Origin of the sequence: Plantactinospora endophytica (assembly GCF_016862915.1) — a bacterium.
Classification (GTDB): Bacteria; Actinomycetota; Actinomycetes; order Mycobacteriales; family Micromonosporaceae; genus Plantactinospora; species Plantactinospora endophytica.
Window position 1 is genome coordinate 595754 of sequence record NZ_BONW01000001.1, and the last position, 26379, is coordinate 622132.

Below are 26379 nucleotides of genomic sequence, written 5' to 3' on the forward strand. Positions count from 1 at the left end.
GCCCGAGCGGGATCAGTAGGCGGCGGCCAGGAAACCGGCGGTGAGCAGTACCGGGCCGGCCACGCTGACCAGGGCTGCGGCGTGCCTGTTTCGGCGGTCGGGCAGCCGGAGCGCCCCGGTGGCCCAACCGGCTCCGAGGCAGCACAGCAGCAGCATCGCGAAGCCGAGTACCCAGCGCAGGTGCAGCAGGCCGGTGCCCACCCCGACGTACGCCTTCCCGCTCTCCGCCCCGGTCATCCGGGCCGCCAGGCGGTTGCCGAAGTCCCGGTACTGCCCGTCGACCCCGACCAGCCGGACGTCGTGCACCCGGAACAGGCCGCTGTCGGTGCGGAAGTCACCCCGGCAGTGCTGTGCCAGTCCTCGGCCGGTACAGGTTTCCACCGTCGCCGTACCCCGCTCGCCGTGTCCGACGGCGAGCCAGAACGGCTCGGCGCTGACCCAGGCGAAGAAGCTGGCGACGAGGGAGCAGAGGATCACGCCCGCGAGCCCGAGCGCGGGATTCCGCTGCGGCTTCGGTGGTCGGGGCGCCCGTTGCCGGGCTGCCGTCGCGGCCGGGTCCTTCGGGCGGCCGTACCAGGTCCGGGGGGTGGGCTGCACGGGTGTGCCGTCCCAGTGGACCTCCTCGATCGGCAGCCAGAACTCCTCCTCCTCCTCGACCGTCTCCGGGTCCGCGCCCGGATGGATGGTCGGCAGCGATCCGGTCGGCCCGTGCCAGGTCGGTAACGCCCGGGGCGCCCGCTGGGGCAGCATCGTGATCGGGGCGCCGGTGGTCGCCTCGATGCCGGCCGGCCCGGGCACCGTGCCGGGGGCGCCGAGCCAGGCGGAGCCGAGTGCCGGGGTGGCGCCCCGGAACGGTCCGGCCGGCGCGGGTTCGTAGGCCGGGGCCGGCCGCTGCTGCGGCGCCGGTGCGACCTCGGGGCTCTGCACGGGCTGCCCCGGCGCGGGCGGGGCCTCGGCCGGAAGTCGCTCGCCCGCCGCAGGCTGCTCGCCCGCCGAGGGCTGCTCGTCGGGCGGTACGGGCTGCGTGGCGGCGGGGGCCGGCGGGTCGGGATCGGCCTCGGAAGGGCACGTTTCCGCTGCTTGCTGCCCACCCTCCTGGCCCGTCACCCGTCCATTGGACAACGCTGGCCGGGCCCGGCCGGACAGCCCGGGGCGCGTGTCGAAGGAGAAAAAAGTCGGATATCAGTCTGAATATTGGCAGGTTGGGCGATCTTTCCCCTCAAGTACCCGTCGATGCCCCGAGCCCCCGGCCGGCCCCGCGCCGCACCTCGGAGCCCGGGTCAGGCGTTGGTTCGCGGTACGCCGAGCGCGGTCACTAGGCTTGCTTCCCATGAGTCACGTTCTCGCGGCGGTTGCCTGGCCGTACGCCAACGGCCCGCGCCACATCGGCCACGTCTCCGGCTTCGGGGTCCCCTCCGACGTGTTCAGCCGGTACATGCGGATGGCCGGCCACGACGTACTCATGGTCAGCGGCACCGACGAGCACGGCACGCCGATCCAGGTGCAGGCGGACAAGGAGGGGGTCACCCCCCGCGAGCTGGCCGACCGCTACAACCGGGTGATCGTCGAGGACCTGCACGGGCTCGGCCTCTCCTACGACCTGTTCACCCGCACCACCACCCGCAACCACTACGCGGTGGTGCAGGAGTTGTTCGAGGTGCTGCACCGCAACGGCTACATCGTGCCCAAGGTCACCATGGGGGCGATCTCGCCGTCCACCGGCCGTACCCTGCCGGACCGCTACATCGAGGGCACCTGCCCGATCTGCGGCTACCAGCACGCCCGGGGCGACCAGTGCGACAACTGCGGCAACCAGCTCGATCCGATCGACCTGGTCAACCCGCGCTCGAAGATCAACGGTGAGACGCCGCAGTTCGTCGAGACCGAGCACTTCTTCCTCGACCTGCCGGCCTTCGCCCAGGCGCTCGGCAAGTGGCTGGACGGCCGGGAGGGCTGGCGGCCCAACGTGCTGCGGTTCTCCAAGAACCTGCTGGACGACCTCCAGCCCCGGGCGATCACCCGGGACCTGGAATGGGGCGTACCCATCCCGCTGGAGGGCTGGCGCGACCGCACCGACAAGCGGATCTACGTCTGGTTCGACGCGGTGATCGGCTACCTGTCGGCGTCGATCGAGTGGGCGCGGCGCTCCGGCGACCCGGAGGCGTGGCGGCGCTGGTGGGCGGCGGACGCCCAGGGGAAGGACGCCCGGGGCTACTACTTCATGGGCAAGGACAACATCGTCTTCCACTCGGTGATCTGGCCGGCGCTGCTGCTCGGCTACGACGGCGAGGGCGACCGGGGCGGCGAGCCCGGCGACCTGGGCCGGCTCAACCTGCCGACCGAGGTGGTCTCCAGCGAGTTCCTGACCATGGAGGGGAAGAAGTTCTCCTCGTCCCGGCAGGTCGTGATCTACGTACGGGACTTCCTGGCCCGGTACGACGCCGACGCGTTGCGCTACTTCATCGCGGTCGCCGGGCCGGAGAGCCAGGACACCGACTTCACCTGGGCGGAGTTCCTGCGCCGCAACAACGACGAACTGGTGGCCGGCTGGGGCAACCTGGTCAACCGGTCGATCTCGATGGCGGCGAAGAACTTCGGCGCGATCCCGCCGATCGATCCCGCCGGGCTGACCGAGGCCGACGAGGCGCTGCTGGCCACCGCGCGGGCCGGCTTCGCCACGGTCGGGGAGCTGATCTCCAAGCACCGGCAAAAGCAGGCGATCGGCGAGGCGATGCGGGTGGTCGCCGAGGCCAACAAATACCTTTCCGAGCAGGCCCCGTGGAAGCTGAAGGGCGAGGCCGACAAGCCCCGGATGGGCACCATCCTGCACGTCGCGCTCCAGGTCGTCAGCGACGCCAACACGCTGCTCACGCCGTTCCTGCCGCACTCGGCGCAGCGGGTGCACGAGCTGCTCGGCGGTACCGGCGTACACGCGCCGATGCCGTCGATCGTGGAGGTCGAAGACCTCGACGGCGGGCCGTCGTACCCGGTGCTGACCGGGGACTACACGGTCGGGGCGAAGTGGGAGTCGGTACCGGTCGAGGCGGGGCGGGCGCTGGCCGCGCCGAAGCCGGTGTTCCGCAAGCTCGACCCGTCGATCGTCGACGAGGAACTCGCCCGACTCGGCGATTGATCCACTTCACTCGGTAGGATTCGTGTTTCCCACTTCCCCCGAGTCGGAGACGGTGTCAACTGTGGAGTCGGTGTCGTGACCGCGCCCAACGACGGAAGCAAGCCCCAGATCCGCCAGGACGTTCCCACCCCGGCCCGGATGTACGACTACTGCCTCGGTGGCAAGGACAACTTCCCGGTCGACCGGGCGGCGGTGCTGGCGGTACACAAGCAGTTCCCGGAGGGTGTGCACGAGGCCCGGAACAATCGCCTGTTCCTCTACCGACTGGTGCGGTTCCTGGCCCGCGACGCCGGGATCCGGCAGTTCCTCGACATGGGCAGCGGACTGCCGACCCAGGCCAACGTGCACCAGGTGGCCCAGCGCTTCCAGCCGGACGCGCACGTCGTCTACGTCGACAACGACCCGATCGTGCTGGCGCACGGCCGGGCACTGCTCGCCGACGACCGCACCACCACCGTGATCGCGGCGGACATGACCGAGCCGAAGCGGATCCTCGGCGACCCGGAGACGCGGAAGCTGATCGACTTCGCCCAGCCGGCGGCGGCGCTGTTCCTGTCGATCGGGCACTCCATCGTCGACGACACGTTGCTGCGCGACATGCTCGTCACCGTCTGGGAGAGCCTCGCCTCCGGCAGCTACCTCGCGTTCTCCCAGGTGGTCGGGGTGGACCAGGCGACGGTGGACGAGGGCAACGAGATGACCAGGCGACTTGGCCTGGCCTGGCGCAACCGTACGACGGAGCAGGTCGCCGAGCTGCTGGGCGCGCTGACCGGGGCGGAGCTGCTGGAGCCGGGGCTGGTGAAGGTCGTCGACTGGCGTCCCGACCCCGACCAGCCGCTGCTGGCACACGTCGACGAGCCGCTGCGGCCGTACCTTGAGTCGGTGCCGGAGAACCAGCGCTCCATGGAGTGCGGCGTGGTGTTCCGCAAGCCCTGAGCCCGCCCGGTCCGACTACCGCCGGTCCGACTACGGCCGCCGGGCCGATTCGAGTACGCCTTCGGCCAGTGCGACGCATCCTTCGAGGAAGGTCCGGGCGGCGGCCTCGGTGCACTCGTCCAGACTGTGGTTCGCGTCGATCTCGACCAGATAGGTCAGGGTCCAGCCCTTCGACGGATCGTCCAGCACGGCTCGCAACGCGGCCAGGCCCGCCGTCACCACGTGTGCGGCGGAACTCGCCAGATCCGCGCGTACCTCGTCGTCGTCGCCCCCGTCGGACCAGAACGTGCTCACGAAGCGCTGGGCCCGCTCCACCAGGGGGTCGGGCCGCCCGACGAAGAACGCCTCCCGCTCTGCCATGCCCCCATGGTCGCACCGAGCGGCAGGAGCCGGGCCGACCCGGGAACTGGGGGACAGCGGCACAGGGTCGACCCGGCGGTCAGCCGGCGACGATCGCGATGCCTGCGGCCGTCACCCGAACACCGTCAATCGTGCGGTCCGTCCCTTGTAGGCGTCTGGACGTGAACCTTGAATCCACTCGTCAATCGCGGTCGGCGGAACTGAAACAACCGACCAGGTCTGCGGCATAGCAAGGGTGGCAGGGCACCACGACCTGGGAGGGACACATTGCTGGACGAACACGTCCGAGGGCCGGCCGGAACGGGGCACGGGTGAGGACCGACATCGAACTGCTCGTGGCCTCGGACCACGACGCACACGCCTTCAGAGAGCTGTACGACCGTTACGCGCAGGCGATCCACGGTTTCTGCCGGAGGCGTACCGGCGACCACGAGGCGGCACTGGACCTGACGGCGGAAACCTTCGCCCAGGCGTGGCAGTCGCGGCACCGGTTCGTCGACCAGCGCGCCGGATCGGTCGGACCGTGGCTGTTCGGCATCGCCCGCAACCTGCTGCTCCGGGCGGTACGGGATCGGCGGATCCTCGCCGAGGCGAGCGCTCGGCTGCACGTACGCCAGGATCGGGCCGTCGTGACCCCGGACGAGGAGTGGCTCGACGGCCTGGACGCGGACCTGGAGGCGGCGCTCGCCGCGCTGCCGGCGGCCCAACGCAGCGCGGTCGAGCTGCGCGTGCTGCACGACCAGAGCTACCAGCAGATCGGTGACGCACTCGACTGCTCACCCGGCGCGGCCCGGATCCGGGTCTCCCGTGGCCTCACCGCCCTGCGCAGCAGGCTCCGACCGACCAGACCGACCCGGGCGACCCGGACCAGGAGGGCATCCTGATGACGAACGACCTGCACCCGGACCTGGTCCGGCTCGGCAACGAACTCGAACACGCGGTCGGCCGGGAGATCGCCGCCGGCCGCCGGTCCGGAAGCCGCCGACTGTTCGGCTCCCGGGCCGCGTTCCTCGGCACGATCACCGCCGGGGTGCTGGCGGTCGGCGGTGGCGCGGCCTTCGCGGCGGTGGCGCTGCTCAGCCCCGACACCGTAAGCCGAGGCATGCCCGGCGCGGCGGCGATCTTCCAGGGCACCGATCCGACGTGTACGACCGAGGACAACGTCGTCTTCACCTGCACCCTCGACCGCGCCCCGCACGATCCGCTACCCGACCTCTCCAAGATTCCGGAGGCGAAGCGCCCGCGTGTGCCGATCGTCCGCGACTTCACGGACCGGAAGGAGGCGTTCACCGACGAGCGGGGCAACGTCGCCGGTGGCTGTGTCGGCGAGGACGCGGCCGGCCTGCGCTGGACCTGCTACGCCGGTCAGCGTGCGGTAGACGAGGGAATCCTCGGCGAGGGCCTGCTCGGCGAACACCTACCCACGCCGGCCCGAGGCTGATCCCCGGTCGTAGGCACGTGGCGGGCGGTGCGGCAACTCTCGCACCGCCCGCCACGCGTAAGCGTCTCCTACAGTTCAGAGCCTCGCCGGACACCTCGGACGAACTGCCGCCAGGGGCCAGGAGCAAAGGCCAGGACCGGCCCGTACGGGTCCTTGCTGTCCCGTACGGCCACCAGGTCGGGCAGGTTGTCCGCGACCTCGACGCAATCGCCTTCCGCTCCGCTGTAGCTGCTCTTGTGCCAAACCGCACCGGTCAGATCGGTCATCGCCTCTCCCCTGCAAACGAGTCGATCACGTCGATCGATTCTGCCTCGGACAGGGCGAGCCGCGCGAGGTCCCTCCAGATGGCGTCGTATACGCCGATGTCCTCCGGTCGATCGAGATAGAGCGCTCCGGTTGGTCCCTCCTGGTAGATCATCGGTGGGTCACCTCGATCCCGCTTCGGCTGCGGAAAGGTGAGCAGAGTGAAGGCGCCCCCGATCGACGCGCGATGCGGCCCCACGGCCAGTGGCAGTATCCGGATCCGGACGTTGGCCCGCTCGTTCAGCGTGGTCAGATGACGGAGTTGCTCGACCATCGCGGCATGATCGGCCAGTGGCCGCCGCAGCACCGCTTCGCTGAGCACGACATCGAGCTGCGGCGCGGCAGGCCGCTTCCGACCGAGTAATCGCTGCCGCTTCAGCCGCAACTCGACCCGGCGTTCACGATCGTCGTCGGTCCAGTCCGGCCGACCGATTCGCATCATCTCTTCCATGTACCGTCGCGTCTGCAACAGCCCCGGCACCAGTTCGCCGTTGTAGTGCCGAATCCGGTCGGTGGCCTCCTCCATGCTGACGTACAGCTCGAACCAGTCGGGTACGGCGTCGCCGTACGCCTGCCACCAGCCGTCGGCGGTCTGTCGGGCGAGTTTGACCAACGTCTCCGTCACCTCGGGTGGCGCCTGGTAGACGTCGCAGAGCGCCTGCACGTCCGGAGTGCGGACCTGCTGGAGTCCGCTCTCGATCCGCCAGATCTTCACGGTCGAGCACTCGATCGCCTCGCCGGCCGTCCTGATCGTCATGCCGCCCTCGTCCCGCAGCCGACGCAGATATCGGCCGAGTTGCCGGCGAGGCACGGTCGTCCGGTCCTGGTCCATGGCGACGTACCTTTCTCTTCTCGTGAAATGCAGTGGGATTGCAGAATGGAATGCCGCCGTAGTGGCGGTGGAGAGACTTGGCGGCCGGGTGCGGAAGATCAATGGCATCGGCATGCCGCCAGCGCCGACAGCCGAGGTGTGATTCGGCTCCGGTCATCGACAGAGATATTAGCGGCGACCATTCGCGACAGACAGCCGCGAATCACCGACTTCCGTGGTTATCGACGGCTTCGTCGCTCGGGAACCGCGCGTCGGATGGCGGACCGGATCTGCGCCACGGCGTCGGAGGGGGCCAGCTCGTGCCGAAGGTCCAACAGGTAACCGGCCGGGTGGCCGGCGACGACCTGCCGCCGCTGGTCGAGCGCACTGCTCACCGCCCCGACCAGGCAGCCCGCGACGACACCCGTGCTGGTGACGACCGGCGGCAGGTGCAGGGCGTTGGCCAGTACCCCGAGCGCGGCCGGTGGTGCGAGGGTCTGGAGCGTCAGTACGGCCCGGACCGGTTGCAGGCCGAGCGTGCCGAGGGTCCGCTCCATCTCCTCCAGCGGATGGGCGATCCTGCTCTGCACGTGGTTGCGCAGTTTCGCCGCCCGTACGTCCGGATCCCGCACCTCGCTGATCGCCACGAAGTCGGGCGTGAGCGAGTCGAGGAACTCGCGATAACTCAGGAGTTGCGGCAACAGCCGTCGTCTCGCCTCGATGATCCGCTCGACCGGTACGTCGGCCAGGTCGCGGGGCAGCACCGTTTGCAGGGCCAGTACCGCGAACACCTGGCCGTAGTCCGTCCCGGCCTCCGGCTCGGGATCGGCGTCGTCGGAGAGCAGGATGCGCGCCATCGCCTCGATCGTCCAGCCGGAGGTGGCGGAGGAGAACAACGGCTGGTCCGTGATCGGCGTCATCGCGTTCTCCTGGGCGACGACGTCCGCGAGGATCGTCAGGTAGAGCCTGGCCAGCCGCTGGTGCATCGCCAGGTCGCCGACGACGAGCACCTTCCCGTCGGACGCGCGGCGCCACTGGTATCGCCGGGACACCAGCAGGCCGTCCGCGGCCAGTTGCTGCGCCAGTCCGTACGACATCTTGCCCGGATGGACCTCCTGTAGGCGGGGGTCGAGCGGCAGGAGTTCGTCGTACACGTCCCAGGTGCGCAGGGACTCGACCCCGAGCGCCTCGGTGCCGTACCGGGGGATCATCTCGTCCTTGTACCGGTCGAGGAAGTCGTAGAACAACGCGTCGACCTGGTCCCCGGTGTCCACCGACCGGCGTCGGTCGCCGAAGAACCGGTCCACCCTCGTGAGGACCTCGTCGTCCACCCAGGACTGCCGTCTCCGGGGCAGCCGCCCCCAGCCGGGGCGCACGTCGATGATGAAGTCGAGTTCGTCCCTGAGCCGCTTGACGGTGTCGGAGTCGCGCAGGTTGTAGTAACCGCGCGGGCGGATCCGGCCGAGTTGGGGCCAGTGCAGGGCGGCGGCCTTGACCCATGCGTCCCCGGGCAGGTTGACGTACGGGAAGTAGAGGGCGACGTCGCTCACCGGGACCACAATGCCCGGTCGGCGCCGCGCCCGGAAGGGGCCGGCGCGACCCCGCCCAGCCCTCAGATCTCGTACGGCACGTCGAGGAGCTGGTCGTCGGTCACCTCGACCCCGGGTGCCCAGGACTCGTAGACCCCGCGTTCGTAGCACTGCGCACCGAGCGCCGCCACGTTGTCCGGGTCCGGCTGGCAGAGCCGTACCCGCAGCCAGCCGCCCTCCTCGCGGAGCACCAGGCAGCGGGTGTCGCGCCAGTGGACGTACCGGGCCCGGCGGACGAGGGTCTCCACCGGATAGCGGGCCGCCCGGGTCATCGCGAGTACCCGGAACTCGCCGGGCGGGTCGGCGACCGCCTCGTGCTCCTGCCCCCGGTAGCCGCCGATCAGCAGGGTGGACCGGATCGCGTCGCTGGTCGAGACGTACTCCTGGTCGGGGGAGACGCCGGGCACCGCGGCCAGCAGGTGCCGCCAGCGCGGCCCGGCCATCCGCAGCCAGCCGCGCTGTTCCGGCTGGTACGTGTAGAGCACCACCTCGTCCCCGTCCGAGGTGTGCGCCAGCAGGGCCGCGTTCGCCGGCAGCGGCAGGTCGGCGAAATCCCGGGTGACGAACTCCGGGATCAGGTGCCGACCGCTCGGGGTGAACCCGGTGCCGAGCACCGGCGGCCCGACCCGGTCGTGCGGCGACATCGTCATCAGTCCCCGGTGCCCGGCAGCCAGCGGCGCGACGAAGTCGAGCGGGTCGGTGGCCCGCCAGCGCAGCAGGTACGCCACCTCGGGCACCGCCCGACCCGCCTCGGAGTCGGTACGCAGCAGCATCTGGTCGGCCGGCGTCCGCAGGTGTGCCACGTCGTACTCGCGGTAGCAGAAGCCGTACGGCAGCCAGCCGCGCAGCAGGAAACCGGCGAACTGCTGGGCGGAGAGCGCCTTGACCATCTGGCTGCCCCGCCGCACGGTGGCGGATTCGCGTACCGAGACCAGTACCGGGTCCTCGGCGGCAGCCGGGCTCTGGCTGAGGCCGTGGATGTCCGACCAGCCCCAGATCCGGTGCAGTGGTGCCGTCAGCGGGGTGTCCGCCACGCCGAGCCCGTTGGCCCGCTCACCGCCACCGGTACCGCCGCCGCCCGACCGGGCACCGGGCAGGACCCCGACCTCGCTGGCGTGGGCGTACCGGTGGAACGGGTAGCGGGCGTCGGGGCGGCGGTCCCGCTCGAACCCGCCCGTCGACTCGGTGCTGAACAGCTCGTACGCGGCACCCCGGGCGAGTTCCTCGGCCGGGTGCACGGCGCCGCCGTAGCGGACGCGTAGTCCGGCCGGCGTCTCGGGCACCGCACTGGCCGGCGGGGACACGCTCACCGCGCCGACGCTAAGACCGGTCGGCACCGACCCGGTGAACACGGGGTTACAGACCGGGGTCGTCGGAGCCGCTCCGAGCGCGAACTGACGGTTCGGCTGGCCGCCCGCCGCCGGTTCGGCCGCCCGCCCCCGCCGGTTCGGCGGACGCCCGCCAATTCGGTGCCAGCACCCGCTGATCCGGCGGACACCCGCCAGCAACCACCCGACCTGGTGAGCCCGAGCCGGGCGCACCAGGCCGGTGTGCTGCTGACGGCGATGAGCCCGGCCTGGTGAGCCCGAGCCCGGCGCCCCGGGCCGGTGTGCTGCCGGCGGCGATGGGCCCGACGTCGTGAGCCCGAGCCCGGAGCACCGGGTCGGTATGTGATGCTGGCGGCGATGAGTCAGCAGCCGACCGAGAGCCGCCGGGCGCGGGCCGCCCGCCGGGCCGGAGAGTTTCCACCGGTACCGGAGCCACTGCCGCTACCGGTGATCGACAGTCACACCCACCTGGACATCACCCTGGCGGAGGCCGGCCCCCCGCCCGGGAACGGCGGGTCCGGCGGGTCCGGCGCGCCGTCCAACGGCCGGCCGGCCGATCCGGTCGCGGCGGCGGTCGAGGTGGCCGCCGGGGTCGGAGTGGACCGGCTGGTGCAGGTCGGCGTCGACGTGGCCTCGTCCCGGTGGGGCGCCGAGCTGGCCGCGCGGCAGCCGGCGGTACTCGCCACTGTGGCGCTGCACCCGAACGAGGCGCCCCGGCTCGCCGACCTCGACGAGGCGCTGCGGGAGATCGAGTCCCTGGCCGCCGAGGACCGGGTACGCGGGATCGGCGAGACCGGGATGGACTTCTTCCGTACCGGGGACGAGGGTCGGGCGGCCCAGGAGGCGAGTTTCCGGGCACACATCGCCATCGCCAAGCGGTACGCCAAACCGCTGGTGATCCACGACCGGGACGCACACGCCGACGTGCTGCGGATCCTCGACTCCGAGGGCGCCCCGGAGACGGTGGTGCTGCACTGCTTCTCCGGCGACGCCGAGTTCGCCGCCGAGTGCGTCCGGCGCGGGTACGTGCTGAGTTTCGCCGGGACGGTCACCTTCGGCAACGCCGCCGGGCTGCGCGAGGCGGCCCGGATCACCCCGCTGGACCAGATCCTGGTGGAGACCGACGCGCCCTACCTGACCCCGATGCCGCACCGGGGACGGCCGAACGCGTCGTACCTGATTCCGCTGACCGTCCGGTCGCTGGCCGAGACGACCGGCGCCGACCTCGGCGAACTCTGCGCCGCCATCTCCGCCACCGGCAACCGGGTCTTCGGCCCCTGGTGACCGCCGGCCGCCCGTGCCGCCCGTGCCGCTCGTGACGGGCACAAGATCGCGCTGGTTCCGGGAAAGAGTCGCCTCCGTCAGCGCCCGAGGCCCCTATTTCCTGGAAGTAGCGCCTGCGGTTCCGGGAGGTAGCGCACGGTTCCGGGAGGTAGCGCCCCGTTCCCGGGAAGTAGCGCCCCGGGCAACCGCGCCGGTCAGGTCGCGGCGCGGCGGTTGCGGGTGGTGCGGGGGTTGGGGGTGGCCGGGGTGCCGCCACTTGGCTGGGTCGGGACCAGGTCGCCGGTCAGGCCCTCGGCGGCCATGCCCTCGGCGGCGAGTCGTCGGGCCGCCCAGGGCGTGATCACGAAGCCGCGTTTGACGGTGAGCAGTTGCACCCCGGCCGTCCACGCCTGGATGCCCTCGATCCCGCCGAGTGTCTTGGTGGTGAACTCGAAGACGTCGGCGTGGGTCGGCAGGATCACCTCGCACATCAGCGACTCCTGGCCGAGCGTGGCGGCGACGTAGCGGACGCCGCGCAGCGCGGCAAGCTCCCGGGCCACCCCGTCGAGCCGGGACGGTGCCACCGAGAGCCAGAACAGGATCTCCGCCTCGAAGCCGAGCGCCGCCGCCGGTACCAGCGTGATCACCTGTACGCAGCCCGCGTTGTACAGCGACTCGAACCGTCGCCGTACCGTGCTCTCGCTGACCCCGAGCCCGCCGGCCACCGCCTGGAAGCTGTTCCGGCCGTCCTCGCGCAGCGCCGAGATGATCCGCTCGTCCAACTCGTCGAGGTGTGCGGGGGGACAGTCGTGCACCGGCGGCGGGGCGACGAGTTGGCTCTCGGTGCCGAGCAGGTGCCGGGACCACTCGTGGGTCGACTTGTAGGTGTGCAGTTCCAGGTCGGCGACGCTGCCCTGCACCCCGGGGATCTTCTGCAACCCGTTCAGCAGCACGCTGTGCAGGCTGGTCCCCTTCGGCACCAGTACCTCGGCGACCAGGTCGTAGACCCCGGTGACCAGGGCGACGAACCGAATCTCCGGCATCGCGGCCAGCGCCTGTGCGGCGGCGAGCTGGCTGCCCGCCGCGCAGCGGATCCGGACGATCAGCAGGTCGGCCGGGCCGCCGCCGGGCTGCGGCGCGGCGGCGACCTTGACCAGCCCGTCGGCGAAGAGTTGCTGTGCCCGGCGGGCCACGGTGGTGACCGAGGTACCGGTGAGCTGGGCGATCTCCGTCCAGCTCGCCCGGCCGTTGACCTGGAGCGCGGCGACGATCCGTCGGTCGGTCGGATCGAGGTCGTAGGTCTCGCCCAGGATCATGCCCGGAGCGCCGGTACGCCGGCCAGGAACTCCCGGACGACCTGCTGGAACCGCTCCGCCTCCTCCAACTGCGGGGAGTGCCCGGAGTGCTCGAAGATCACCAGTTTCGCGTCCGGGATCAGCCCGGCGATGGTTTCGCTGCACTCCACCGGCGTGATCCAGTCGTGTCGACCCACGGTGACCAGGGTCGGGCAGGAGATCGCCGGGAGCAACGACTTGATGTCGTAGTTGGGCTGGTTTACGGCGAATGCGAAGTTGTGCGTGGCGTACCGGTACGGGGTGCTTTCTACCCGTTGCCGTACCTTGTCCCAATCCAGGTCGTGGTCGTAGAGCGGCAGGATCTCCGCCCAGCAGTCCCGCAGGTCGTCGTCGTCCTTCACCGTGCCGGACATGATCCGGTCCAACTTCACCCGGTCGATCTCCACCCGGGCCGAGTCGAGCGCGTTGCGCAGCGCCAGCTCCTGGTTGGCGTTGTCGGCGGCGGTGTCCCGGAGCACCAGCGCGGTCACCCGCTCCGGGTAGCGGATCGCGTACTCCATCGAGACGAAGCCGCCGTACGAGCCGCCGGCCATCACGATCCGCTCGGCACCGATCCACTCCCGCAGCCCGTCCACGTCGGCGGCCCACTGCTCGTGGGTGAACGGCCCGTTCCCCTCGCTCGCCCCCGAGCCCCGGGCGTCGAAGACCACCACCCGGTACTCGTCGGCGAAGGCCGCGAAGGACGCCCTCGGCTCGGCCATCGAGCCCAGCCCCGGCGCGCCGTGGTGCACGATCATCACCGGCTTCTCCGGCGCGTCGCCCTGCCCGGGCGCGTCGTTGCCGAGTACCAGCACGTTCAGCCGGTTGCCGTTGATCTCCACCATCGTCGGTTCGCTGCTCACGGTCATGCTCATGCTCCGATCACGATCTCGTCGAGGTCCCGGGGATAACCGGTGAGCCGGCGCGGCCCGTCGTCGGTCACCAGTACGGTGTCCGAGATCCGGTAGCCGGCGTGTCCGGGGACGTACACCCCGGGTTCGCTGGAGAGCACCATGCCGGGCGCCAGCTCCGTGTCGTCGCCGTCGGCCACCCAGGGCGGCTCGTGGAAGCCGAGCCCGATCCCGTGGCCCTGCCGGTGCCGAAGGTATTCACCCAGCCCGGCCCGGCGGATCACGTCCAGGCAGGCCCGGTTGGCGTCCACACACCTGGTCCCCGGGCGCAGCGCCTCGGTGCCGACCTGCTGCGCCTCCCGGACCACCTGGTAGTAGCGGCGCTGCTCGGCGGTCGGCTCGCCGAGCAGGAAGGTCCGCTCGCTCTCCACGAACCGGCCGCCGACCGCGCAGCCGAGGGAGAGCATGAACGGCTCGCCGGGCCGCAGCCGGTCCCCGCCGGGCAGCCGGTGCGGCTGGGCCGAGTTCGGGCCGCCGTAGACCAGGCCGCCGGTCAGCATCGGCACCACCACGACGTCGTCGTGTTCGGCGTACATCTTGGCGGCGCCGTACCGGGTGACGTGGCCGGCCAGCTCCGTCTCGGTCGGCAGTTCACCGCCGCCGGCCACCGCGTCGGCGACCAGCCGGACGCCCTCGGCCAGCATCGCGTCCGCGATCCGGGCCGCCTCGGCGTGCAGCGCGATCTCCTCCGGAGTCTTGCGCAGCCGCAGCGCCCCGACCAGGTCGGTCGGCTCCCAGGCGGTGTTGGGGAAGGCCCGGCCGAGCCCGGCGACCCGGGCGACCGAGGTGGACGGCGCGTACCCGGCCCGGACCGGCGGCACCGGCACCGCGTCCCGGAGCACGGCGAACGGGCTCCGCTCGCCCGGGAACTCCGGATAGACCACCAGTTCGGCGGCGGCCCGCTGGTCGGCGGCGTACTCCCGCTCCAGGTCCGGGACCAGCAACAACACGGCGCCGTCCCGGGCCAGGTAGGCGGCGACCGGGCGCTCGTTGGGAAAGTGCGAGAAACCCGTCAGGTACGCCACGTCGAGCGGATCGTCCAGCAGCAGCGCGTCCAGCCCGGCCCGGTCCAGTTCGGCCCGGACGGTCTCGTGCAGGGTGGCGTAGAAGGAAGCGGCCAGTCGCACCGGCTCGTCACCTCGTCCTCGGATTGCGGGCGTCGTTGTACGCCACGGCGAGCAGGGTGGTGGCCACCACCAGCAGCAGGATGGCCAGCGACGGGAAGAGGGTGGTCCACCAGGCGGTGGCCAGCGAGCCGGAGCGCTGCGCCTGGTGCAGGATCGTCCCCCAGGACCAACTGTTGGGGTCGCCGAGCCCGAGGAACGACAGTCCCGCCTCGGAGAGCACCGCCCGGGAGGTGGTGAGTACCACCGAGACCGCGACGACCGGCGCGACGCCGGGCAGTACGTGCTTACGGATGATCCACAGGTGCGAACCGCCGATCACGTGCGCCGCCGAGACGTACGGCATCGGCACCACGGCCAGTCCCTGGGAGCGGACGACCCGGGCCACCTCGGGCCAACTGAAGACCGCGATCACCACCACCAGGGTCGGTACGCTCGGCCCGGCCAGCGCGGCGACCAGGATCATCAGCGGCAGTACCGGCAGCGACAGCGACACGTCGACGATCACCCCGAGTACCAGGTCGGCCGGGCGGAAGTACGCCGCCGCGACGCCGACCAGCACACCGATCACGATCGCCAGCAGGCTGGCCGCCAGGCCGACCACGATGCTGACCCGGGTCCCCCAGACCACCTGGGCGAAGACGTCCCGCCCCAGGTCGTCGGTGCCGAACCAGTGCCCGGCACCGGGGCCGGCGAGCACGTCCTCGCCGTACCCGCTGGGGTAGTCGGCGATCAGCGGCGCGGCCAGCGCGACCAGGCCGAGCAGGATCAGCACCCCGGCGCTGACCAGGCCGAGCGGGTTGCGCCGGAACGCCTGCCAGGTCTGCCGGGCCACCGACTCCGACGGCGGCAGCCCACCGGCCGTCGGTGTCGCGGCGGCGGCCGGCGGCGGCGCGTCGCCGGGCGGCGGCATCAGCGCATCAGTAGTGGTCATGCCGTCCTCACCCTCGGGTCGAGCAGGCCGTAGGCGAGGTCGGTGAGCAGGTTGGCGGCGATCACCGCGAAGGCGAGCATCAGGAACGCGCCCTGCAACACCGGGAAGTCGAGCTGGCTCACCGCCTCGAAGATGGCCCGGCCGACCCCCGGGTACGCGTAGATCGACTCGGTCAGCACCGCCCCGCCGACCAGGAAGCCCAGTTGCAGCCCGACCAGCGTGGTCGTCGGCAGCAGCGCGTTGCGCAGCGCGTGCCGCCACACCACCTTCCGGTTCGGCAGCCCCTTGGCGCGGGCCAGCGTGCAGTAGTCCTCGCCGAGCGCGTCGATCAGCGTGCTGCGCAGCGTCAGCACGTACGAGCCGAGCTGCACCAGTACCAGCGACAGGCAGGGCAGGATCAGGTGCAGCGCGATGCTGCCGTACGCGGCCAGCCCGTAGACGTCGTCGTCCATCGCGCCGCCGATCGGCAGGATGCCGAACACCACCCCGAAGACGTAGAGCAGGAACACGCCGATGCTCGGGATGAAGAGCGACTGGCCGGTGATGCCGCCGACCTGGATCAGCCGGTCCAGGGTGCCCTTGGCCCGGGTCGCCGCGACCACACCGAGCGGGATGCCCAGCGCCACCGTCACCACCAGCGCGGAGCCGGCCAGCAGCAGGGTCCAGGGCAGCCGTTCCAGCAGGATGTCCAGCACCGGCTGGTTCTGCCGGAACGACACCCCGAGGTTGCCGTGCAGCAACTGGGTCAGGTACTCCCAGTACTGCACCGCCAGCGGCCGGTCCAGGCCGTAGTCGCGGAGCAGGTCGGCCCGCAGTTCCTCGGTCATCCCGGGGTCCGCCACCGCCAGCGCCGGGTCACCGGGCAGCAGGCGGAGCAGGAAGAACGTCACGGTCACCGCGAACCACATGGTCAGTACGCCGCGCAGCAGGCGGCGGGTGACGAACCGGGCGCCAGCGGGCATGGCCTCTTCTCCTCCCTTGGCTCGGCGGTCGGGGCGGACCCTGGTCGGTGACCGGGGCCGCCCCGACCGCCTCGGCGGACTGCTCAGCCCTTGGTGGCCTGGGCCACCGAGACGGGGTTGACGATGGAGAGCAGCTCACTCGGCTGGACCAGGAAGTTGGACCACTCCGCCGAGTGCGCGATCGTGAACTCCTCGACGTAGAGCACGTTGTCGTACACCTTGTCGGTGATGATCTTCGCGGCCTGCTGGATCGGGCCCTTCTGACCGGCCTGGTCCAACTGCCCCCGGGCCTGGTCGATCAGGGCGTCCAGCTCCGGGTCGCAGGCGTTGGCGTAGTTGATGAAGCCCTTGCACTTGAACGCCAGTGCCAGGTTGGCCGGCGGGTTCTCCATGATCGCCCACGAGCCGGCGTAGATGTCGTAGTCCCGAGCGGTGTACTTCTCCACGTACGTGTTCCGCTCCAGACCCTCCAGCTTGATCTCGATCCCGGCCTCCTTGCCGGAGTCCCGGACGAGCTGCGCCCACTTGGAGATGTTCGGGTCCGCCTGGTCGTAGATCATCCGCAGGCTGAGCCCGTCGAACAGCCCGTCACCGTTGCCGTCCTTGAAGCCCGCCCCGGTGAGCAGCGACTTCGCCTTCGCCGGGTCGTGCGCGTACTCCTTGGCGGACGGGTCCTGCCACTGCTTCAGGGTCGGGGTCAGCACCGAGGAGTTCGACGACACCGCCTTGCCCTGCAACGCCACCCGGCGGATCGCCTCGTAGTCGACGGCGGCGGCCAGCGCCTGGCGTACCTCCAGCTTGTCCAGCGGCTTCCGCGCGGTGTTGTACTGCATGTGCGCCCAGCCCAGCGACGGCACCTTGACCAGCTTCAGCTTGCTGTCGCCTTCGAGGGTCTTGGCCAGCGGCGGCGGCAGCGCGTTGGCGATCAGGTCGACGTCGCCGTTGCGCAGCGCCAGCGCCTCGGTGTTGACGTCCGGGAAGACCCGGAAGACCACCTCCTTGGTCTTCGGACCGCCCTCGACCAGCGGGAAGTTCTCCATCCGCTCCAGCACGTACCGCTGGCCCCGCTCCACGGTGGTCAGCTTGTACGGCCCGGCCGAGACCCAGTCCTTGTCGTTGGCGAACTTCTGCACGCTGCCGACCTTGCTGAACACGTGCTCCGGGACGACCGGCATCCAGAAGCCGACGTTCTCCAGGAACGTCCCGTCCGGCTGGGAGAGCTGGAACTCGATCTCCGTGGGGGAGATGACCGTGGACTTTTGGTACGACGAGATCAGCCCCGCCACGACGCCGATCTTCTCCTTGGCGACGGCGTCGATGGTGAACGCCACGTCGTCGGCGGTCACCTTCTCCCCGTCGCTCCAGGTGAAGTCGTCCCGCAGCGTGAACTTCGCCTTCCGCCCGCCGTCGAGGTACTCCCACTTGCTGGCCAGGTACGGCGACCGCACCCCGTCCATCCCCATGCTCATCATCCGGGGATACATCAGGTTGGTGACCCAGGTGTCGGTACGGCTGTTGCCGACCAGCGGGTTGTAGTTGAGCACGTCGGCGGTGGTGCCGATCGTGATCCGGTCCGCCGCGCCGCCGCTTCCGCCGCCCGCCTGGCTGTCCGGGTTACTGGGTGAGCAGGCGGTTGCCGCCAGCCCTATCGAGAGCGCGCCCGCCGCCACGGCGATAGCGCGCCGGAATGTACGCATCAGTGCCAGACCTCCTCAAGGACGCGCATGATGTTGCCCCCCAGGACCTTGCCGATCTCGTCGTCCGAGTAGTCGTGGCTGACCAGCCAGGAGACGATGTTCCAGTAGCACTCGGCCGGGTTCTCCAGCCCGTCCACGTAGGACACCCGGGGGTGCTCGACGTGTCCGTGCGCCTCGGCGATGGACAGGTGTGCGGCGAAGGTGTCGTGCAGGCCGACATGGTCGCCGAAGAGGGTGTCCGGGCCGAACGCCACGTGGTCGATGCCGACCAGTTCGACGCAGTGCACAAAGTGGTCCATCACCGACTCGATGCTGTGCTCGGGGTGGGCCGGCGAGAGCGTGGTGTGTGGTGCGGCCTCCAGGCCGAGCACCCCGCCGCGCTCGGCGCAGGCCCGGATCACCTCGTCCGGCTTCATCCGGTTGGTCGGCCAGACGGTACGCGATCCGGCGTGCGTGATGAAGATCGGCTTGGTGGAGGCGGCGATGACGTCGGCCGAGGTACGGTCCCCGGAGTGCGACACGTCGATCGCGATGCCCAGCTTGTTCATCCGGCGTACGGCCTTCTCGCCGAAGTAGGTGAGGCCGCCGTCGCCCCGCTCCTTGAGCCCGCTGCCCAGGGTGTTCGCCTCGCTGTAGGCGATACCCATCTGCCGGACGCCGAAGCCGTAGAGCATGTCGATCCGGTCCAGCTCGTTCTCGATCATCGTGGCCGCCTCGGTGGCGAGCACCAGGCCCATCCGGCCGGTCTCGTGGGCGTACCGGATGTCGGCGAGCTTCTCGACCCGGATCAGGTAGTCCTGGTGGGCCAGGTCGGACAGCCGCATCCCGAGGTCGGCGATGACGTCGGTCCACTTCCAGCCCATCTGGCTGGTCACGCAGCAGGTGCCGTCCATCATGTTGTCGAAGACGGCGGTCATGCCGGAGCGGGCCAGGCCGGCGTACCCGGTGTGGTGCCGGGCGGTCCGGTTGTAGTCGACGGTCTGGTCGATCTCCTCCGGGAAGACCGACGGATGGTCGTGCAGGGAGATGACGACGTTGTCGGTGAGCAGCCGGCGGACCCGGTCCCGCTGCCCGTCCGTCAGCGAGATGCCCTGGTACGCCGGCACCCGGCCGAGTTCCGGAGCCAGCTTGAACTCCCGGTAGTCGGTTCCTGCCTCCAGGTAGCTGTAGGACGTGTATCCGTCGTAACGCGTGGCCGGGTCGAGCACGCCGCTCCCTCCTTCGGGTCGGTGCCAGGTGCCGGGCGCGCGGTTGATTTCGGCGCCGCGACCTGATCTGGGTGTGGATTGTCGGCGATGTGGGAGCAGAGATTGCCAGGATCAGGCGCAGCGTGTCAACATGTTGGCCAACTCCGGCGCAGATCAGAGGCTGGGCGACAGAAATCGTTACGGCGGGAAACAACACGGAAATTCGGGAGGTGTAGTGACTAGCGGGGTAACAAGCTCACGGCGGTCACCCGATGCCGACCTGCCGGCCGCACTGCGGGTCCGGGATCTCGACGTCACGTTCACCGGCCGGCGCGGCACCGTCCCGGCGGTACGCGGAGTCGACCTCGACATCGCGGCCGGCGAGGTACTCGTGCTGCTCGGCGAGTCCGGCTCAGGCAAGTCCGTCACCGCCCGCGCCGTGATGGGCCTGCTCGATCCCGGCGGCGTGCAGGTCCGGTCCGCGCAGACCGTGGTCGCCGGGCACGACCTGACCGCCGCCGACCCGGAACAGGTCCGCAAGCTGCGCGGCAAGACCATGGCGCTGGTCTTCCAGGACGCGCTCTCCGCACTCAACCCGGTGCTCTCGATCGGCGACCAGCTCGGCGAGGTGTTCCGGATCCACCGTGGGCTCTCCCGCCGGGCCGCCCGCGCCGAGGCCGCCGAACTGCTCCGGCTGGTCGGCATCCCGGCCCCGGACCGACGGGTACGCGACTACCCGCACCAGTTCTCCGGCGGCATGCGGCAACGGATCCTGATCGCCATGGCGGTCGCGCTCGGCCCCCGGCTGCTGATCGCCGACGAGCCCACCACCGCGCTCGACGTGACCGTGCAGGCGCAGATCCTGCAACTCGTCGACCGGCTCCGCACCGAACTCGGGATGGGCGTCCTGCTGATCACCCACGACCTCGGGGTGGCCGCCGAGATCGCCGACCGGGTCGCCGTGATGTACGCCGGCCGGATCGTCGAGACCGGCACCGTCGCCGAGGTACTCGACGGGCCGGCCCATCCGTACACGGCGGCGCTGCTGCGCTCCGTACCCGACCTGGCCCAGCCGGGCGACCGGTTGCGGCCGATCCCGGGCAGCCCGCCGAACCTGCTGGCACTGCCCAGCGGCTGCGCCTTCCATCCGCGCTGCGACCGGGCCACCGAGGAGTGCACGGTGACCCGCCCGCAGCGGCGGGCGCTCGCCGTACCCGGTCGGAGCGCCGCCTGCCACCACGCCGAGGAGGCCGTCGATGCCCCCGTCTGACCACCCGGCCGGGCCCGGCCCAGCCTCCGCCGGCCCGGCCGGGTCCACCCCCACCACCGTCGGTACCCCGACCGTGCTCTCCGCCTCCGCCGGCCCGAACACCTCCGGCCCGCTGACCGCCGACGCCCCGACCACCGGCGAGCCGCTGCTGGTCGCCACCGGGCTCCGCAAGACCTACCGGGCCGGGCGCGGCCTCGGCAGCAGCTCGCGGGTACACGCGGTGGACGGGGTCGACCTGACCGTGGCGGCCGGCGAGACCCTCGGCGTGGTCGGCGAATCCGGCTGCGGCAAGTCCACCCTGGCCCGGCTGCTGGTCGGGCTGGAACGCCCGGACTCCGGCCAGGTCCGCTTCGCCGGGCTCGACGTCGGTACCGCCCGGGGCACCCGCCGCCGCGAACTGCGCCGCGCGGTGCAGATGGTCTTCCAGGACCCGGTCACCTCGCTCAACCCCCGGATGCCGATCCTGGACGTCGTCGCCGAGCCGCTCGACGTGCACAAACTCGCCCGGGGCGCGGTCGCCCGCCGGGACCGGGTCGCCGAGTTGCTGGAGATGGTCGGGCTGGCCCCGGACATGATGCGTCGGTTCCCGCACGAGTTCTCCGGCGGGCAGCGGCAGCGGATCGGCATCGCCCGGGCACTCGCCACCGAACCCCGGGTGGTGGTCTGCGACGAGCCGGTCTCCGCGCTCGACGTCTCGGTACAGGCCCAGGTGGTCAACCTGCTCGCGGAGTTGCAGCAGCGGCTCGGCATCGCCCTGGTCTTCATCGCGCACGACCTCGGGGTGGTCCGGCACGTCTCGCACCGGGTCGCGGTGATGTACCTCGGCCGGCTCGCCGAACTCGGCCCGGCCGGCACCGTCTACCAGGACCCGGCCCACCCGTACACCCGGGCGCTGCTCGGCTCCGTGCCGGTACGCCATCCGCGCGAGCGGGGCCGGGAGCGGATCGTGCTGGCCGGCGACCCGCCGAGCCCGGTCGACCCGCCGTCCGGCTGCCGGTTCCACACCCGCTGCCCGATCGCCCAGGACATCTGCGCGCGGGAGACCCCGGCACTGCTCGTCCCCGAGGGCGACGCACCCTCCGTCGCCGGGGAACGCGTCGCCGCCTGCCACTTCGCCGGTACCCCGGTCACCCCCGGCCGGGAGTAGCTAGCCGGCCCGGCCGACGGGTAGCGCGGCCGGGCCGTCGGCCGGGCTACGCCCGGGTGAACTCCATGATCCAGTTGCGTTCCCAGGTCCGGCCGCCGTCGGCGGAGAACTCCTGCTCCCAGCGGGCCGAGTCGGCGGTGATCTCGGACCAGACGAAGTGTGCCCGGATCGGTTTGCCCTCGTGGGTGTCGTCGCCGTAGAAGTCGCCCCGGCCGTTCCGGAACGTGCCGACCACCGGCGGATAGAGCAGGCCGGTACGGCTGTCCGCCCAGTAGAGCGACCACTCCTCGCGCGCGGTGTCGAAGAGCCGCAGGGTGAACCCCCGGGTGCCCTTGGTCGGGAAGATGATCTCGTCGGTGTTGCCGCGGCCGTCGAAGATGCTCTGGCTGACGCTGGTACCGGGGAAGACGTCCCAGTCGTCGCTGCCGGCGAAGAGCGTCCGGAGCCGCCGGTTGGACACGTTCCAGGAACCGAGAAGGAAGTCGAAGTCGTTCTGCACACCGACGATCCTGCGGGGGTACCCCTGACATCTGCTGTCAGAGGTAGGAGAACCCGACCCCGGCCGGGTGTGCGGCACCGGCCGCCCCGACGGGCCGTACCCTGTTGCAGCATGGCCGCAGACCTGCTCGGACCGGCGGAGATCCGGGAACTCGCCGCCCGGCTCGGCGTGCACCCGACCAAGAAACTCGGCCAGAACTTCGTGCACGACCCGAACACCGTACGCCGGATCGTCGCCGCCGCCGGGCTGACCGCCGAGGACGCGGCGCTGGAGGTCGGGCCGGGGCTCGGCTCGCTCACCCTGGGCCTGCTGCCGGTTGCCGGGCACGTGCACGCGGTCGAACTCGACCCGGTGCTGGCCGGGGCGCTGCCGGAAACGGTGCACCGGCACGCCGGCCCGGCCGGTGCGGCCCGGCTGACCGTGCACCCCGGCGACGCGCTGCGGATCACCGCCGCCGAGCTCGGTGACCCGGCGCCGACCGCGCTGGTGGCGAACCTGCCGTACAACGTCGCCGTGCCGGTGGTGCTGCACCTGCTCGCCGAACTGCCCGGCCTGCGGCACGGGCTGGTGATGGTGCAGAAGGAGGTGGCCGACCGGCTGGTCGCCGGCCCCGGCTCCCGGACGTACGGCGTTCCGTCGGTCAAACTCGCCTGGTACGCCGACGCCCGCAACGCCGGACGGGTGCCACCGAACGTGTTCTGGCCGGTGCCGAACGTCGACTCCGGGCTGGTCGCCTTCACCCGACGCGAACCGCCCCGGGCCGACGTACCCCGGAAACAGGTCTTCGCGGTGGTCGACGCGGCGTTCGCGCAGCGCCGCAAGACGCTGCGGGCGGCGCTGGCCGGCTGGGCCGGCGGCCCGGACCGGGCGGCGACGGCGCTGGTCGCCGCCGGGGTCGACCCCGGCGCCCGGGGCGAGTCGCTGACCGTCGGGCAGTTCGCCGCGATCGCCGCGTCGGCCCCCGTGGCCGCGCGGGCCGCCGAGTAGGCTGACGCGGTGTGTGGCAGGAGCAGGAGATGGTCGTGACGACCCGGCCCGTCGATCCCGCGTCCCGGCAGCCGAGGCCGGGTGAACCGGGTGGGTTCGCGCCGTCCGAGGCCCGACCGCTGCGCCAGGACACCGCTGCATGACCGAGGCATGGCGGCCGGACGACGAGGACGAGCGTCCGCGCCGGGGGATGGTCGGCCCGGTCCGGGTCCGGGTGCCGGCAAAGGTCAACCTGCACCTCGGGGTCGGCCCGCTGCGTCCGGACGGCTACCACGAGCTGAACACCGTCTACCAGGCGATCTCGATCCACGACGAGCTGACCGCCCGGCGCGGCGACACCCTCACCCTGACCATGGAGGGCGAGGGCGCCGGTGAGCTGGCCCTGGACGAGACCAACCTGGTGATCAAAGCGGCCCGGGCGCTGGCCGCGCACGCCGGGGTGCCCGCGCACGCCCGGCTGCACCTGCGCAAGCAGATCCCGCTGGCCGGCGGCCTGGCCGGTGGCAGCGCCGACGCCGCCGCCACCCTGGTCGCCTGCGACGCGCTCTGGGGCACCGACCTGAGCCGCGACGACCTCGCCGGGATCGCCGCCGGGCTCGGCTCCGACGTCCCGTTCCTGGTGTACGGCGGCACCGCGCTCGGCACCGGCCACGGCGAGACGATCAGCCCGATCCTGGCCCGCCCGGTCACCTGGCACTGGGTGGTGGCGATCGCCGACGGCGGCCTCTCCACCCCGGCCGCCTACCGCGAACTCGACCGGCTGCGCGCCGAGTACGCCGCCCCGCCGCCACTGCGCAACGCGGACGCGCTGCTCGCCGCGCTGCGCGGCCGGGACGCCGCCCGGCTCGGCCGGGCGCTCGGCAACGACCTCCAAGCCGCCGCCCTCTCGCTGCGGCCGGCGCTGGCCGAGACGCTGAAGGCCGGCGAGGCGGCCGGTGCGCTCGCCGGCATCGTCTCCGGCTCCGGGCCGACCTGCGTCTTCCTGGCCAGCGACGCCGGGCACGCCGAGCGGGTCGCCGCCGAGCTGACCGCCTCCGGGCTGTGCCGGACCGTCCGGACGGCGTACGGCCCGGTCCCCGGCGCCCGGGTCGGCTGACCACCTGACTACCGTCTGAGCACATGGCCAACATCGTCAATCTGGACCGGGTCTCCAAGGGCTACGGCGCGGCGGGGCAACTCCTCACCGACGTCTCGCTCGGCCTGGACGACTCGGACCGGATCGGCGTCGTCGGGCTGAACGGTGCCGGCAAGTCCACCCTGCTGCGCCTGCTCACCAAGACCGAGGAGCCGGACAGCGGTCGGGTGACGCACCGCCGCGACCTGCGGGTCGCCTGGCTGCCGCAGAATCTGGTACTCGACCCCGAGGCCCGGGTCCGCGACGTGGTGCTCGGCACCGCCTGGCTCGACGAGGGGTTCGGCGCCGAGCACGAGTGGGCCGGCGACGCGGGCGTACGGGCCATCCTGGACGGGCTCGGCATGCCGTACCTGGGGCTCGACCAGCCGGTCGGGCCGATGTCCGGCGGCGAGCGGCGTCGGGTCGCCCTGGCCGCCCTGCTGGTCCGCACCGCCGACCTGCTGATCCTCGACGAGCCGACCAACCACCTGGACGTGGCCGGGGTCGACTGGCTGGCCCGGCACCTGGTCGGCAAGCGCGGGGCACTGGTGGTGGTCACCCACGACCGGTGGTTCCTGGACGCGGTCTGCACCGACACCTGGGAGGTCGCCGACCGGACGGTACGCGCCTACGAGGGCGGCTACGCCGCCTGGACGCTGGCCCGCGCCGAACGCGAACGGGTGGCCGCCGCCACCGAGGCCCGCCGGCAGAACCTGCTGCGCAAGGAGATCGCCTGGCTGCGGCGCGGCCCGCCGGCCCGGACCTCCAAGCCGCGCTTCCGGATCGACGCGGCGAACGCGCTGATCGCCGACGTGCCACCACCCCGGGACAGCGTGTCGCTGCAACGCATGGCCACCGCCCGGCTCGGCAAGCAGGTGTACGACCTCACCGACGTCACCCTGAACGCCGGCCCGAAGCTGATCCTCGACAACCTGACCTGGCAGGTCGGCCCCGGCGACCGGATCGCCATCGTCGGCGCCAACGGTGCCGGCAAGACCACCCTGCTCCGGCTGCTCGCCGGGGTACGCGGCCCGGACGCCGGGCAGCTTCGCACCGGCTCCACCGTCAAGCCGGCATTCCTGTCGCAGGAGCTGGCCGAGCTGCCGGGCAACCTGCGGGTACTGGAGGCGGTCGAGGAGGTGGCCCGACGGGTCGTACTCGGCGACCGGGAGGTCAACGCGTCCCAACTCGCCGAGATCTTCGGCTTCGACGACAGGCGGCTCTGGACTCCGGTCTCCGACCTCTCCGGTGGCGAGCGGCGCCGGCTGCAACTGCTGCGGCTGCTCGCCGCCGAACCGAACGTGCTGCTCTTCGACGAGCCGACCAACGACCTGGACACCGACACCCTGGCCGCGCTGGAGGACCTGCTCGACTCCTGGCCCGGCACGCTGATCGTGGCCAGTCACGACCGCTACCTGGTCGAACGGGTCACCGACGTGGTGTACGGGATGTTCGGCGACGGCCGGCTGGTGCACCTGCCCGGCGGCATCGACGAGTACCTGGCCCGAGCCGGCACGCCCGGCGCGCCCGTGTCGAACGGGCGGGCCGGCCAGACGGCGCCGGTTGTGCCGGCCGAACGGGTCGAGGGCAGGCTCTCCGGCGGGGAGCTGCGGGCGGCCCGTAAGGAGCTGAGCCGGCTGGAGCGGCAGATCGGCAAGCTCGAACAGCGCGAGTCGGCCCTGCACGACCAGATGGCCGAGCACGCCACCGACTACTCCCGGATCAGCGAACTGGACGACCAACTCCGGGCGGTACGGGCCGAGCGGGAGCAGACCGAGGAAGCCTGGCTCGCCCTCGCCGAGCAGGTACCCGAAGGCTGAGCTGGCTGGTCCGGCGGCTGCATGGCAGGTCTTTGGCGGCTGCGCGGCGGGTGTTCGGCGGCTGCGTGCCGGGTGTTCGGCGGTGGTGGTGTGCAGGCCGGCTGACGTGTTCGGCGGGCGGCGTACCAGGACCGTCCGGGGTGCCCGGCGGGGGTGTGCGGCGTCACCCGGACGCCATGCGGAAGAATTGGCCTCGACCCCCACCGGCTACGGCGTTGGAGACTGCTGA

24 protein-coding genes are annotated in these 26379 nt (G+C 71.6%); 10 read left to right on the forward strand and 14 right to left on the reverse strand.

The window, feature by feature from the left end:
* Positions 1 to 12 precede the first annotated feature (12 nt).
* Positions 13 to 1107 (reverse strand): hypothetical protein, encoded by a 1095-nt coding sequence (locus Pen02_RS02700; RefSeq protein WP_239139912.1) that lies wholly within the window; start codon positions 1105 to 1107, stop codon positions 13 to 15.
* Between the two features lie 223 nt (positions 1108 to 1330).
* Here Pen02_RS02700 and metG point away from each other — a divergent pair, with 223 nt between their 5' ends.
* Both metG and Pen02_RS02710 read left to right on the forward strand, forming a co-directional pair.
* Positions 1331 to 3133, forward strand: a complete 1803-nt coding sequence (gene metG, locus Pen02_RS02705) for a methionine--tRNA ligase (RefSeq protein WP_203864239.1) — start codon at positions 1331 to 1333, stop codon at positions 3131 to 3133.
* Between the two features lie 75 nt (positions 3134 to 3208).
* Positions 3209 to 4069, forward strand: coding sequence for an SAM-dependent methyltransferase (locus Pen02_RS02710; RefSeq protein WP_239139914.1), 861 nt, complete (start codon positions 3209 to 3211; stop codon positions 4067 to 4069).
* 30 nt (positions 4070 to 4099) lie between these two features.
* Here Pen02_RS02710 and Pen02_RS02715 read toward each other — a convergent pair whose 3' ends face one another.
* Positions 4100 to 4429 (reverse strand): hypothetical protein, encoded by a 330-nt coding sequence (locus Pen02_RS02715; protein ID WP_203864240.1) that lies wholly within the window; start codon positions 4427 to 4429, stop codon positions 4100 to 4102.
* Between the two features lie 311 nt (positions 4430 to 4740).
* Between Pen02_RS02715 and Pen02_RS02720 the strand changes: the two genes are divergently transcribed.
* Both Pen02_RS02720 and Pen02_RS02725 read left to right on the forward strand, forming a co-directional pair.
* Positions 4741 to 5313 carry an RNA polymerase sigma factor gene (locus Pen02_RS02720; RefSeq protein WP_203864241.1) on the forward strand — a complete coding sequence of 191 codons (573 nt, stop codon included), beginning with the start codon at positions 4741 to 4743 and terminating at the stop codon, positions 5311 to 5313.
* Entirely contained in the window at positions 5313 to 5870 is a 558-nt protein-coding gene (locus Pen02_RS02725; protein WP_203864242.1) for a hypothetical protein, read from the forward strand. The genes Pen02_RS02720 and Pen02_RS02725 overlap by 1 nt, the downstream gene beginning before the upstream one ends.
* Before the next feature lie 68 nt (positions 5871 to 5938).
* Here the strand turns inward: Pen02_RS02725 and Pen02_RS02730 are convergent, their stop codons facing one another.
* The 4 genes from Pen02_RS02730 to Pen02_RS02745 form a co-directional block, all read right to left on the reverse strand.
* Positions 5939 to 6136 carry a DUF397 domain-containing protein gene (locus Pen02_RS02730; protein WP_203864243.1) on the reverse strand — a complete coding sequence of 66 codons (198 nt, stop codon included), beginning with the start codon at positions 6134 to 6136 and terminating at the stop codon, positions 5939 to 5941.
* A complete protein-coding gene (locus Pen02_RS02735; RefSeq protein WP_203864244.1) occupies positions 6133 to 7005 on the reverse strand; it encodes a helix-turn-helix domain-containing protein in 873 nt (290 codons plus the stop codon). The genes Pen02_RS02730 and Pen02_RS02735 overlap by 4 nt, the downstream gene beginning before the upstream one ends.
* A 218-nt stretch (positions 7006 to 7223) precedes the next feature.
* The gene (locus Pen02_RS02740) at positions 7224 to 8534 is read right to left on the reverse strand and encodes a DUF6236 family protein (protein WP_203864245.1); all 1311 of its coding nucleotides are present in this window, start codon (positions 8532 to 8534) and stop codon (positions 7224 to 7226) included.
* Between the two features lie 62 nt (positions 8535 to 8596).
* Complete coding sequence (locus tag Pen02_RS02745; RefSeq protein WP_203864246.1) at positions 8597 to 9883, reverse strand: hypothetical protein; 1287 nt, start codon at positions 9881 to 9883, stop codon at positions 8597 to 8599.
* Positions 9884 to 10246: 363 nt separating this feature from the next.
* Here Pen02_RS02745 and Pen02_RS02750 point away from each other — a divergent pair, with 363 nt between their 5' ends.
* Positions 10247 to 11185 carry a TatD family hydrolase gene (locus Pen02_RS02750; protein ID WP_203864247.1) on the forward strand — a complete coding sequence of 313 codons (939 nt, stop codon included), beginning with the start codon at positions 10247 to 10249 and terminating at the stop codon, positions 11183 to 11185.
* A 194-nt stretch (positions 11186 to 11379) separates the two neighbouring features.
* Here Pen02_RS02750 and Pen02_RS02755 read toward each other — a convergent pair whose 3' ends face one another.
* From Pen02_RS02755 to Pen02_RS02785, 7 genes are all read right to left on the reverse strand, one after another.
* Positions 11380 to 12480, reverse strand: coding sequence for an Lrp/AsnC family transcriptional regulator (locus Pen02_RS02755; RefSeq protein WP_203864248.1), 1101 nt, complete (start codon positions 12478 to 12480; stop codon positions 11380 to 11382).
* Positions 12477 to 13373, reverse strand: coding sequence for an alpha/beta fold hydrolase (locus Pen02_RS02760; RefSeq protein WP_239139916.1), 897 nt, complete (start codon positions 13371 to 13373; stop codon positions 12477 to 12479). Before Pen02_RS02760 ends, Pen02_RS02755 begins: the two co-directional genes overlap by 4 nt.
* Positions 13370 to 14536 (reverse strand): M24 family metallopeptidase, encoded by a 1167-nt coding sequence (locus Pen02_RS02765; RefSeq protein ID WP_203864249.1) that lies wholly within the window; start codon positions 14534 to 14536, stop codon positions 13370 to 13372. Before Pen02_RS02765 ends, Pen02_RS02760 begins: the two co-directional genes overlap by 4 nt.
* Before the next feature lie 7 nt (positions 14537 to 14543).
* Positions 14544 to 15467, reverse strand: coding sequence for an ABC transporter permease (locus Pen02_RS02770; RefSeq protein WP_239139918.1), 924 nt, complete (start codon positions 15465 to 15467; stop codon positions 14544 to 14546).
* Positions 15464 to 16429, reverse strand: a complete 966-nt coding sequence (locus Pen02_RS02775; protein ID WP_203864250.1) for an ABC transporter permease — start codon at positions 16427 to 16429, stop codon at positions 15464 to 15466. The genes Pen02_RS02770 and Pen02_RS02775 overlap by 4 nt, the downstream gene beginning before the upstream one ends.
* An 83-nt stretch (positions 16430 to 16512) precedes the next feature.
* Entirely contained in the window at positions 16513 to 18126 is a 1614-nt protein-coding gene (locus Pen02_RS02780; protein ID WP_203864251.1) for an ABC transporter substrate-binding protein, read from the reverse strand.
* Positions 18126 to 19334, reverse strand: coding sequence for a dipeptidase (locus Pen02_RS02785; protein ID WP_203864252.1), 1209 nt, complete (start codon positions 19332 to 19334; stop codon positions 18126 to 18128). Before Pen02_RS02785 ends, Pen02_RS02780 begins: the two co-directional genes overlap by 1 nt.
* A 130-nt stretch (positions 19335 to 19464) precedes the next feature.
* On the opposite strand from Pen02_RS02785, the gene Pen02_RS02790 reads away from it, so the two are divergent.
* The gene (locus tag Pen02_RS02790; RefSeq protein ID WP_203864253.1) at positions 19465 to 20583 is read left to right on the forward strand and encodes an ABC transporter ATP-binding protein; all 1119 of its coding nucleotides are present in this window, start codon (positions 19465 to 19467) and stop codon (positions 20581 to 20583) included.
* Positions 20570 to 21730: an ABC transporter ATP-binding protein gene (locus tag Pen02_RS02795; RefSeq protein WP_239139921.1), complete on the forward strand. Its 1161-nt coding sequence runs from the start codon at positions 20570 to 20572 to the stop codon at positions 21728 to 21730. Before Pen02_RS02790 ends, Pen02_RS02795 begins: the two co-directional genes overlap by 14 nt.
* A gap of 46 nt (positions 21731 to 21776) precedes the next feature.
* Here the strand turns inward: Pen02_RS02795 and Pen02_RS02800 are convergent, their stop codons facing one another.
* Positions 21777 to 22229 (reverse strand): hypothetical protein, encoded by a 453-nt coding sequence (locus Pen02_RS02800; RefSeq protein ID WP_239139929.1) that lies wholly within the window; start codon positions 22227 to 22229, stop codon positions 21777 to 21779.
* 111 nt (positions 22230 to 22340) lie between these two features.
* Between Pen02_RS02800 and rsmA the strand changes: the two genes are divergently transcribed.
* The 3 genes from rsmA (at position 22341) to Pen02_RS02815 (ending at position 26150) form a co-directional block, all read left to right on the forward strand.
* A complete protein-coding gene (gene rsmA / locus Pen02_RS02805; protein ID WP_203864254.1) occupies positions 22341 to 23216 on the forward strand; it encodes a 16S rRNA (adenine(1518)-N(6)/adenine(1519)-N(6))-dimethyltransferase RsmA in 876 nt (291 codons plus the stop codon).
* 139 nt (positions 23217 to 23355) lie between these two features.
* Positions 23356 to 24312, forward strand: a complete 957-nt coding sequence (locus tag Pen02_RS02810; RefSeq protein WP_203864255.1) for a 4-(cytidine 5'-diphospho)-2-C-methyl-D-erythritol kinase — start codon at positions 23356 to 23358, stop codon at positions 24310 to 24312.
* 23 nt (positions 24313 to 24335) lie between these two features.
* A complete protein-coding gene (locus tag Pen02_RS02815) occupies positions 24336 to 26150 on the forward strand; it encodes an ABC-F family ATP-binding cassette domain-containing protein (RefSeq protein WP_203864256.1) in 1815 nt (604 codons plus the stop codon).
* Positions 26151 to 26379: the final 229 nt, after the last annotated feature.

Coding starts and splice junctions, on each gene's coding strand:
- metG (WP_203864239.1), top strand. CDS start 1,331: ATGAGTCACGTTCTCGCGGCGGTTGCCTGGCCGTACGCCAACGGCCCG.
- Pen02_RS02715 (WP_203864240.1), bottom strand. CDS start 4,429: ATGGCAGAGCGGGAGGCGTTCTTCGTCGGGCGGCCCGACCCCCTGGTG.
- Pen02_RS02725 (WP_203864242.1), top strand. CDS start 5,313: ATGACGAACGACCTGCACCCGGACCTGGTCCGGCTCGGCAACGAACTC.
- Pen02_RS02730 (WP_203864243.1), bottom strand. CDS start 6,136: ATGACCGATCTGACCGGTGCGGTTTGGCACAAGAGCAGCTACAGCGGA.
- Pen02_RS02735 (WP_203864244.1), bottom strand. CDS start 7,005: ATGGACCAGGACCGGACGACCGTGCCTCGCCGGCAACTCGGCCGATAT.
- Pen02_RS02750 (WP_203864247.1), top strand. CDS start 10,247: ATGCTGGCGGCGATGAGTCAGCAGCCGACCGAGAGCCGCCGGGCGCGG.
- Pen02_RS02755 (WP_203864248.1), bottom strand. CDS start 12,480: ATGATCCTGGGCGAGACCTACGACCTCGATCCGACCGACCGACGGATC.
- Pen02_RS02760 (WP_239139916.1), bottom strand. CDS start 13,373: ATGAGCATGACCGTGAGCAGCGAACCGACGATGGTGGAGATCAACGGC.
- Pen02_RS02770 (WP_239139918.1), bottom strand. CDS start 15,467: ATGACCACTACTGATGCGCTGATGCCGCCGCCCGGCGACGCGCCGCCG.
- Pen02_RS02775 (WP_203864250.1), bottom strand. CDS start 16,429: ATGCCCGCTGGCGCCCGGTTCGTCACCCGCCGCCTGCTGCGCGGCGTA.
- Pen02_RS02780 (WP_203864251.1), bottom strand. CDS start 18,126: ATGCGTACATTCCGGCGCGCTATCGCCGTGGCGGCGGGCGCGCTCTCG.
- Pen02_RS02790 (WP_203864253.1), top strand. CDS start 19,465: ATGTTGGCCAACTCCGGCGCAGATCAGAGGCTGGGCGACAGAAATCGT.
- Pen02_RS02795 (WP_239139921.1), top strand. CDS start 20,570: ATGCCCCCGTCTGACCACCCGGCCGGGCCCGGCCCAGCCTCCGCCGGC.
- rsmA (WP_203864254.1), top strand. CDS start 22,341: ATGGCCGCAGACCTGCTCGGACCGGCGGAGATCCGGGAACTCGCCGCC.
- Pen02_RS02810 (WP_203864255.1), top strand. CDS start 23,356: ATGACCGAGGCATGGCGGCCGGACGACGAGGACGAGCGTCCGCGCCGG.
- Pen02_RS02815 (WP_203864256.1), top strand. CDS start 24,336: ATGGCCAACATCGTCAATCTGGACCGGGTCTCCAAGGGCTACGGCGCG.